Below are 9,973 nucleotides of genomic sequence, written 5' to 3'. Positions count from 1 at the left end.
TGATGGTGTGTGTGATTAGACATTTATTATTCACCTCTTTGATGATGAGCATGTTGAATGGCTTGTTTTAATAAAGTAGAAACATGTTGATCGTCTATAGAATAAATCATGGATTGTCCATGACGTGACGATTTAACGAGGCCTGCTTGTTTTAAACTCTTTAATTGATGCGATACATTTGATTGAGTTAATTTTAATGTATGCGTAATATGCCCAACACTAGCTTCACCTTTATATAACAATTCTAAAATACGTAAACGGTTATAATCGCTTAACGCTTTAAATGTCTCAGTTAAACGGTTAAGCATGTATTCATCTATAAATATATCTCTATCTTTATTTGTATTGGACATCACATGAGACCTCCTCTTTAATATATTAATATATATTCATATATTAATATATAGTGTCCTTGTCTAAGTGTCAATGATATATAGTAAATAAGTTTAAAAATGATACTAAGTGGTATTAATAAACTATGAAATGAATTGAAGGAGGAAATAAGGTTATGAGTATATTAGTTATTGGTGCTAATGGTGGCGTAGGTTCTAAATTGGTTAACCAATTAAAAGAAGATCAAGTTGATTTTACAGCCGGTGTTCGTAAAGAAGAACAAGAAAGTGCGTTAAAAGATCAAGGTGTTAATGCCATTTTAATAGATGTAGAAAAAGATAGTATTGATGATTTAACTGAGAAATTCAAAGGCTTTGATAAAGTTATTTTCTCAGTTGGTTCAGGTGGTAGCACAGGTGCTGATAAAACAATCATTGTTGATTTAGATGGTGCAGTGAAAACGATTGAAGCAAGTAAAAAAGCAAATGTTAAACATTATGTAATGGTTTCTACTTACGATTCACGTCGTGAAGCATTTGATGCAAGTGGAGATTTAAAACCTTATACAATTGCAAAACACTATGCAGATAATCATTTAAGAAATTCTGGACTAACTTATACAATCGTTCATCCAGGTGGTTTAGAAGATAAATCAGGTACTGGTGAAATTAAAGCTGACTTGTATTTTGATGAAGGAAGTACAATTCCACGCGAAGATGTGGCTTCTGTATTAAAACACGTAGCGACTTCTGAAAATAAATTTGAAAATAAAGAATTTCAAATTCTTTCAGGGCATCAATCTATTCAAGAAGCATTATCTCGTTTTGAGTAGTTAAGTTAGATAATTAATTACAAATGAAAAGTTCTGTGTTAGAGTAGGACAGTGAGTTTTAAAACTTGCTGTTCTATTCTTTTTTATTAATATATATAATTTCTATTAAATTAATAATGAAATTGATATAATAAACATATGAGTGAAAATTTTTATTTAACTATAGAAGCGAAATAGCATTTATATAGAATTAGTTATCTGATATATTAAAAGCTTAAATAGATAGTCATTTAAAGATAAAATGGGTCATCAATTGTTCTAATTATACATAATCATTTAAATACGATATTTCACTTTAAAATAAAGAGAGAAGCAATAACCGTGTTTTAGGAGGTGCAATCATGCCATTATTTTTAAAGCCTATTTTCTTTGAAAAAATATGGGGCGGTAATAAGTTAAATCAATTTAATTACGACATACCAAGTGAACAAACTGGAGAATGCTGGGGTATTTCTGCACATCCGAATGGAAAAAATATGATTGAAAATGGTCAGTATGCTGGTCAAACATTAGATCAAGTATGGAATGAGCATAGAGAATTATTTGGAGACTTTCCAAGTAAAGATTTCCCTTTATTATGTAAAATAGTGGATGCAAGACACTCTCTATCTATTCACGTTCATCCTGACGACTCGTATGCATATGAATTTGAAAACGGTCAATATGGTAAGTCAGAATGTTGGTATATTATTGATGCAGAAGAAGATGCTGAAATTATACTCGGTACCTCTGCTGATTCAAAAGAAACATTTGAGAATAAGATAAAAGAAGAGGCGGTGTTGGATGTAGTAGAAAGAATCAAAGTTAAACCAGGTGAGTTTTATTTTATACCAGCTGGAATGCTTCATTCTATAGGTTCTGGTGTTTTAGTATATGAAACAATGCAATCATCTGATATTTCATATAGAGTATATGATTATGAACGTAATCGAACTGATGGATCATCATTAGAAGTTAAAAAAGCATTAGACGTGATTCAATTTACTGCAAATGCACCTGCTATAGTACCTGAAACTACAATTGTAGAAAATCATAAACGTAGCCAAATTGTATCTAATGACTTTTTTACAATGGTTAAATGGGAAATAAGTGGAACGCTTAATTATATGAAGCCTCGTGAATTTTGTCTTATTTCTGTATTAGAAGGTCATGGACAAGTGATTACAGATGGAGAAATCTTTAAGCTAGAAAAGGGGTCTAATTTTATTTTAACTTCTGAAGATTTAGATAGCGTATTTGAAGGCGAGTTCACTCTAATTATAAGTTATATCTAGTTAATCAATTTAATTTATAAGCAGAAATGTTGGAATAATTTCTATATCTAGCATGATTTTCTAGTGTGATAGCTGAATCTAGAAGTTTTTTATTTTCCTTTTTCTGTTAATCGGAAATCTAATAAGGTTTAAATAATGAGGTAGTATATTTTAATAGTGAAATGGAATTTTGTGATGATTCATATGATTCTATTTCACTTTTTTGAATTTAAAAAGTGATTTCATAATACGTCAACTCTATTAAAAAAATATGATAAAATAAAAAAAATGAAATCTTATAGACTATTCATATATTTAAGTTAAGCTATCTAAAAATGACTAATAGGTGCTAAAATTAATATTAATATATACATGAATAAAGATGCTAAATTTAAAATAAGTAAGAAGGAGATTCTAGATGGCAGAAGAAGTAAATTACTTTTGGTTAAATTGTGGATATACAAGATGGAACCATAATGAACCATTAGTTGGACAAATAACTTTATTTGAGTCTGGAGCACAGTTCAATCCTACTCAGGGTTTTCGAGCGTTCAAAAAGCTAAAATTGGCGATCAAGTGATTTTTTATCAAGTACAAACAGATACTGGATTATTAGGAATTGGGGAAATTATTAGTGTTCAAACAGGAGCACAAAATAAAATTAGAGTTGAATTTAAATTTAATGAAGAATTAAAGCCTTTAACTACTGACTATTTAAAACGTAGTGAAGTGCTAGATTATCGAATGAATAATATGCGAGAAACGTTAATAAATCAGATCACAAAAGAGGAGTTTCAATTAATCGTTGAGTTAGGAAAAGGTAACATTCAATTACCTCGATATTTCTTCTTATCTGAAACTGAAAAATTTGAACCTGATACACATTATACGATTTTTACACATACTTATAATGGAATTAAACGGAATGGTTATCATTTTTATAACCAATTAGAAGTAGGGGATAATTTAATATTTTATGATAAGAATAGTAATCAATCGGTCGTAGGAATTGGTGAAGTATCTCGTCATATTCATGAAAAACCTCCAATTCCTGGTCGTACTAATAGTACTGCAATTGAGATTTATTATGAAAAGAATATCACTCCTGTTACATTAGGAGCACTAAATAAACATCCTAAATTAAAGAACTTATACTTTTTACAAGAAAATGCTAAGCAAGCAATAGCAAGTATGAGTCAAGCACAATACGATGCTATTATAGACATGAGTGAAAATGATGGGATTAGAACACCATTTGAGACTATTAAAAAACCAGGATTCAATACGGATCATGATGAGACCATTAAACCTTTTATTTTACTCGTTGTAGATAAACGTGAAGAAGGTTTGAAAGCAGCCAATAATCTTTTACAAAAAACGAATGCTAATCCAGTTATTACTAGTGGTCACCCTGACTTTAGTGAAGATATGTTATATGGCAAATATCTACCTAATGAGACAGGTGCCTTATATTATAGAGAAGGTTTTATTACACAACTTATGCCTAAAAATGACAAAAGTTACTTAGTGATTGATAACTTTAATAGACTTGATCCAGATATATTTCAAACTTATATTAATGTTTTAGAAGGGTACGAAGTTACATTACCTAGATATAATAAAGACGGTAACATGATTACTTGGTCTCGTGAAAAAGATTCTTTTTATCATTTTAATCCTAATTGGCATATTATTGGCGTAACATACGAAAAGTTAGAAGATATAAAAAATAAATATTCACAACAATTTTTAAAATATACACGTATTGTAAAAGTGAACCATGATGCATAATGTCAAACAAGTTAGATAAAAACAGCATAATGTATAATTAGTTAAAGTGGATATAGAATTTGAAATAAATTCTATATCCACTTTTTCTGTGTTTAATGAGTCCTTGTAAAAGGAATATATTAAATAGGTTAAAAAGGAAGGTGACGGAACATGCCAATCGTTTATTACGATGGAAATTGTGTGTATTGTTATAATTATTGTATTTGGCTAATACAACATGGTTTACCTAAAAATTATGAGTTTGCGACTTTAAAAGGAGAGGCGGGACAACATTTATTTAAACAACATCCCGAAGCTAAAAATAAAAATAGTGTGATACTACAAGAAGGAGATCGTTTATATTACGAGACTACTGCAGTAGCAAAATTAATCACAACATTAAGTAGTAAAAAATGGTTAGGCATACTACTTAGAGTAATGCCATTACCAATAAGAAATTTAGGTTATCGACTGTTTGCTAATAATAGAGATAAAATGTGGAAAACACATTGGCATAAACCAAACGCATATGAAAAATCATTCTTTATTGATGATGATAGACAATAAATGAGAAAACTATTTTTTAATTGATAATATCTATATATTTTGATTATATATTATAAAGCTTTTGATAATGATTCTATATATTTATTCATAAGTATTAGTGTTTTTTAATTGCGTGTGTAAAATGACTTTACAGATTATAATTATTATAATATAATTATGATTGTAAAAGAGAGACTTGACTGTATAAAAGTACAAAAAAGGAGAGATTCGATGACTCAACAAGATGTAGTAAAAGAATTAAATCAACAAGTAGCAAACTGGACAGTAGCATATACAAAATTACACAACTTCCATTGGTATGTTAAAGGTCCTAATTTCTTCTCATTACATGAAAAATTTGAAGAATTATACAATGAAGCTAGTCAATATGTAGACGATTTAGCAGAACGTATTTTAGCAATTGGAGGTAACCCAGTAGCAACATTAAAAGAAAGTTTAGAACTTTCAATTGTAAAAGAAGCAGAAACACATTACACTGCTGAAGAAATGGTTAAAGCTTTCTCTGAAGATTTAACTCAAATTTCTAAACAACTTGGAAAAGCAATTGAAGTTGCAGGAGAAGCAGGAGACGATGTTTCAGAAGATATGTTTATTGGCATGCAAACATCAGTAGATAAACATAATTGGATGTTTAAATCTTATTTAGTTTAAATATTCTATTTTAAAAAGAGCCATTGTGGACGATAAAACGTCTACAATGGCTCTTTTAACTTTTAATATTAACATTGATAAGTGATTATTCAGCGATTTCTAAAGCAATTTCCATCATTTGAGTAAATGATGTTTGACGTTCTTCAGCTGATGTAGCTTCATCTCTTAAGATATGATCACTTACAGTAAAAATACCTAATGCTTTTTTACCAGCATGAATTGCATTTAAATATAAGCCAGCTGATTCCATTTCAATACCTAAGATACCCATGTTCTTCCAACTATCGTTAAAATGTTTATCGGCATTATAAAACGTATCTGATGATAAAATATTTCCAACATGTGTAACTGCTCCGATATCATCAGCAACTTGTTTAGCTTTAGTAATTAACTCAAAATCTGCAATTGGAGCAAAGTGACCAGGAATATTAAATTGATCTACATAATTTGAATTAGTTGAAGCAGCTTGAGCAATAATGACATCATATAAATTCACATTCTCTTGTAATGCACCACATGAACCAATTCGAATAATTGTATCAACATCAAAGAAATTATAAAGCTCATACGAATAAATTCCAATACTTGGAATACCCATACCTGAACCCATTACTGAGATTTCTTTACCTTTATATGTGCCAGTGTATCCAAACATATTACGTACTTCATTAAATTGCTCAACATTTTCTAAAAAGTTATCAGCAATATATTTTGCACGTAATGGATCCCCAGGCATTAATACTGTTTTAGCAATTTTAGTTCCATTAGGTTGAATATGAGGTGTACCGTTTGTCATGAATATCTTCTCCTTAACATTTTTATTCAAAATAAAGATAACATTTGTTTAAAATTTTTGCGAATTTTTGTACTATATAAATGAGAGAAACATATAAATTATGTTAATACAGTTGGCTTTCGAGCAATACATTGGAGGAAATTTTTATGGAATATTCAAAATATATTGATCATACACTTTTAAAACCGGAATCAACACGTCAACAGATTGATAAAATTATTTCTGAAGCTAAGGCGTATCATTTTAAATCGATTTGCGTTAATCCAACCCACGTTAAGTATGCTTCTGAACAGCTTGTGAATTCTGATGTGCTTGTATGTACAGTGATTGGGTTCCCACTTGGAGCTACAACAACCGCTACAAAGATTTTTGAAACAGAAGATGCGATTAAAAATGGCGCGTCAGAAATTGATATGGTTATCAATATAGGCGCACTTAAAGATGGAAGATATGAAGACGTTCAAAAAGATATCGAAGGCGTAGTTGGCGCAGCTAATGGAAAAATAGTGAAAGTTATTATTGAAACTGTTCTTTTAACAGACGATGAAAAAGTGAAAGCAAGTGAACTAGCAAAAGCTGCTGGTGCAGATTTCGTTAAAACATCAACTGGCTTTGCTGGGGGAGGCGCTACACCAGAAGATGTGAAATTAATGAAAGACACTGTGGGAGACGAATTAGAGGTTAAAGCTTCAGGTGGCGTACGTAATTTAGAAGATTTCAATAAAATGATTGACGCAGGCGCTACACGTATAGGTGCGAGTGCTGGTGTCCAAATTATTCAAGGTTTAGAGTCAGATTCTGATTATTAATCATGCAGTTGATGTAACAGCATACAGATACAACAGCTTATTTTGAGAGGAGTTCAGAATGATGAGAATGATAGATATTATTGAAAAGAAACGCGATGGAAAATCATTATCTAAAGAGGAAATTGAATTCTTTATCAAAGGCTACACGGAAGGAGATATCCCAGATTATCAAGCCTCAAGTTTAGCTATGGCGATTTTCTTCCAAGATATGAATGAAGAAGAACGTGCAGCTTTAACTATGGCAATGGTTAATTCAGGTGATGTTATTGATTTATCAAAAGTCAATGGTATTAAAGTAGATAAACACTCAACTGGTGGCGTTGGAGATACGACGACATTAGTGTTGGCACCATTAGTAGCTGCAGTGGGAGTGCCAGTTGCCAAAATGAGTGGCCGTGGTTTAGGACATACGGGTGGTACGATTGATAAATTAGAATCTATTGATGGGTTTCATGTTGAAATCTCTGAAGCGGACTTCATTAAACTTGTTAATGAAGATCAAGTTGCAGTGATTGGACAAACAGGCAATTTAACACCTGCAGATAAGAAACTATACGCATTAAGAGATGTTACAGGAACAGTTAACTCTATTCCTCTAATCGCATCATCTATCATGAGTAAGAAAATTGCCGCGGGTGCTGATGCAATCGTCCTAGATGTTAAAACTGGAAATGGTGCATTCATGAAAACATTAGAAGATGCCGAGGCTTTAGCACATGCTATGGTTAGCATAGGAAATAATGTTGGTAGAAATACAATGGCTATTATTTCAGATATGAGCCAACCACTTGGTCGTGCGATTGGGAATGCTTTAGAATTAAAAGAAGCGATTGATACATTAAATGGTCAAGGACCTGAAGATTTAACTGAATTAGTATTAACGCTTGGTTCACAAATGGTCGTACTTGCTGAAAGAGCAAGTACACTTGAAGAGGCGCGTCAATTGCTCAATGAAGCCATTGAAAATGGCTCAGCATTAGATAAATTCAAAACATTTTTAGAAAATCAAGGTGGCGATGCTTCAGTTGTCGATTCACCGGAGTTATTACCGACTGCCGAATATCAAATTGATTATAAAGCAAAATCAAGTGGTGTAGTTTCAGAGCTTATTGCTAATGAAATTGGCGTTGCTTCAATGATGTTAGGTGCGGGAAGACAAACGAAAGAAGATGACATAGATTTAAGTGTTGGCATTGTGTTGAATAAGAAAGTAGGAGACAACGTCAATGAAGGAGAGTCTTTATTAACGATTCACAGTAATCGTGAAAATGTTGATGATGTAATTAAGAAACTTGACGAAAGTATCGAAATTAAAGCGCAAGCAAAAACACCAACATTAATTCATAAAATAATTACAGAGTAGGAGTGTTAAATATGACGACACCATTTAAAAGAGTACATTTAATTGTCATGGATTCAGTAGGTATTGGTGAAGCACCTGATGCTGCAGCTTTTAATGATGAAGGTTCACACACATTAAAACACACGTTAGAAGGTTTTAACCAATCATTACCTAATTTAGAAAAATTAGGATTAGGTAATATTGAAGATTTGCCAGTAGTCAATAAAGTTGAACAACCAGGTGCTTTTTATACTAAATTAAGTGAAGCTTCTGTTGGAAAAGATACGATGACAGGACATTGGGAAATTATGGGACTAAATATCATGCAACCATTTAAAGTTTATCCAAATGGATTTCCTGACGAATTAATTCAAGAGATTGAAGAAATGACAGGTCGAAAAGTTGTAGCAAATAAACCTGCTTCAGGTACTGCAATTATTGATGAATTAGGCGAACATCAAATGAAAACAGGGGATTTAATTGTTTATACTAGTGCAGACCCAGTACTTCAAATTGCTGCACATGAAGATATTATCCCACTTGAAGAATTGTATGATATTTGCGAAAAGGTTCGTGAATTAACTAAGGATCCTAAGTACTTAATTGGCCGTGTTATTGCACGTCCATATGTTGGTGAACCAGGAAACTTTACTCGTACATCTAATCGTCATGATTATGCTTTAAAACCATTTGGTAAAACTGTTATGAATACATTAAAAGATAGTGATTATGATGTTATTGCTATTGGTAAAATCAATGACATCTATGATGGCGAAGGTGTAACTGAAGCCATTCGTACAAAAAATAATATGGATGGAATGGATAAGTTAATAGAAGTTGTCAAAAAAGACTTTAATGGATTAAGTTTCTTAAATCTTGTTGATTTTGATGCTTTATATGGTCATCGTCGTGATAAAGAAGGTTATGCACAAGCCATTAAAGATTTTGACGAACGCTTACCAGAATTAATTGATAATTTACAAGAAGATGATTTAGTGATTATTACTGCTGATCATGGTAATGATCCAATTGCAGAGGGAACAGATCATACTAGAGAATATATTCCAGTGCTTATGTTTAGCCCTAAAATAGATGCATACCATGAATTATCAGGAGATACAACATTTAGTTCTATTGGTGCAACAATTGCAGATAATTTCAATGTTGAATTGCCAAAATACGGAAAAAGTTATTTAAAAGAAATGGGAGTTGAATAATTATGAAAATAATGAGATATTTGTTAGGTTTAGCATTTGGAACAGCAGGAATACTACATTTTACAAAGGAACGTCAATTTAGATCGATTGTACCGGAGTATTTACCATTACGAAAAACAGCAGTTTTAGTGACAGGCGTATTTGAAATGTTCTTTGGAGTTATGTTATTAGCTAAAAAACCTGCGGATTGGTTGAAAAAAGGTATTAATGCATTTTTACTTGCGGTTTTTCCAGGAAACATTTACATGGCAAGAAAGCAATTACCATTAGGAAATAAATCTGTTCCTAAGTGGGCATTATACTTAAGATTACCACTTCAATTCATTTTAATAGCTATTGTAAAAAAATTATAATAAAACTTAAATAAACAATGAGGCTGGGACATAATTTCTAACAAATTAGC

General features: G+C 31.4%; 10 protein-coding genes and 1 pseudogene. 9 read left to right on the top strand and 2 right to left on the bottom strand.

The genetic code is table 11. The annotated features are described in order from the left end of the window. Positions 1-26: 26 nt before the first annotated feature. A complete protein-coding gene (locus HMPREF2647_RS03355) occupies positions 27-353 on the bottom strand; it encodes an ArsR/SmtB family transcription factor (RefSeq protein ID WP_002448641.1) in 327 nt (108 codons plus the stop codon). A 155-nt stretch (positions 354-508) separates the two neighbouring features. Between HMPREF2647_RS03355 and HMPREF2647_RS03350 the strand changes: the two genes are divergently transcribed. The 5 genes and pseudogenes from HMPREF2647_RS03350 (at position 509) to HMPREF2647_RS03330 (ending at position 5,406) form a co-directional block, all read left to right on the top strand. Beyond that, positions 509-1,165, top strand: a complete 657-nt coding sequence (locus HMPREF2647_RS03350; protein WP_002448697.1) for an SDR family oxidoreductase — start codon at positions 509-511, stop codon at positions 1,163-1,165. A gap of 341 nt (positions 1,166-1,506) precedes the next feature. Next, positions 1,507-2,439, top strand: a complete 933-nt coding sequence (locus HMPREF2647_RS03345; protein ID WP_070859527.1) for a type I phosphomannose isomerase catalytic subunit — start codon at positions 1,507-1,509, stop codon at positions 2,437-2,439. Between the two features lie 397 nt (positions 2,440-2,836). Continuing rightward, positions 2,837-4,209: pseudogene (locus HMPREF2647_RS03340) on the top strand (EVE domain-containing protein). A 150-nt stretch (positions 4,210-4,359) separates the two neighbouring features. Continuing rightward, positions 4,360-4,755 (top strand): thiol-disulfide oxidoreductase DCC family protein, encoded by a 396-nt coding sequence (locus HMPREF2647_RS03335; protein ID WP_019835530.1) that lies wholly within the window; start codon positions 4,360-4,362, stop codon positions 4,753-4,755. Between the two features lie 210 nt (positions 4,756-4,965). Then, complete coding sequence (locus tag HMPREF2647_RS03330) at positions 4,966-5,406, top strand: Dps family protein (RefSeq protein WP_017176090.1); 441 nt, start codon at positions 4,966-4,968, stop codon at positions 5,404-5,406. 85 nt (positions 5,407-5,491) lie between these two features. Here HMPREF2647_RS03330 and deoD read toward each other — a convergent pair whose 3' ends face one another. Then, positions 5,492-6,202 (bottom strand): purine-nucleoside phosphorylase, encoded by a 711-nt coding sequence (gene deoD / locus HMPREF2647_RS03325; RefSeq protein WP_017176091.1) that lies wholly within the window; start codon positions 6,200-6,202, stop codon positions 5,492-5,494. Positions 6,203-6,348: 146 nt separating this feature from the next. Between deoD and deoC the strand changes: the two genes are divergently transcribed. From deoC to HMPREF2647_RS03305, 4 genes are all read left to right on the top strand, one after another. Then, positions 6,349-7,011 (top strand): deoxyribose-phosphate aldolase, encoded by a 663-nt coding sequence (deoC, locus tag HMPREF2647_RS03320; protein WP_017176092.1) that lies wholly within the window; start codon positions 6,349-6,351, stop codon positions 7,009-7,011. Positions 7,012-7,072: 61 nt separating this feature from the next. Next, positions 7,073-8,374 carry a pyrimidine-nucleoside phosphorylase gene (locus HMPREF2647_RS03315; RefSeq protein WP_017176093.1) on the top strand — a complete coding sequence of 434 codons (1,302 nt, stop codon included), beginning with the start codon at positions 7,073-7,075 and terminating at the stop codon, positions 8,372-8,374. Between the two features lie 11 nt (positions 8,375-8,385). Next, on the top strand, positions 8,386-9,570 hold the full coding sequence (deoB, locus tag HMPREF2647_RS03310) for a phosphopentomutase (protein ID WP_019835529.1): 1,185 nt from the start codon (positions 8,386-8,388) through the stop codon (positions 9,568-9,570). A gap of 2 nt (positions 9,571-9,572) precedes the next feature. Continuing rightward, positions 9,573-9,923: a DoxX family protein gene (locus tag HMPREF2647_RS03305; protein ID WP_019835528.1), complete on the top strand. Its 351-nt coding sequence runs from the start codon at positions 9,573-9,575 to the stop codon at positions 9,921-9,923. The last annotated feature ends 50 nt before the right edge of the window (positions 9,924-9,973 follow it).

This window comes from Staphylococcus sp. HMSC035D11 (assembly GCF_001836075.1).
Taxonomy (GTDB): domain Bacteria; phylum Bacillota; class Bacilli; order Staphylococcales; family Staphylococcaceae; genus Staphylococcus; species Staphylococcus hominis.
This window is presented reverse-complemented; position numbering and strand designations above follow the sequence as displayed.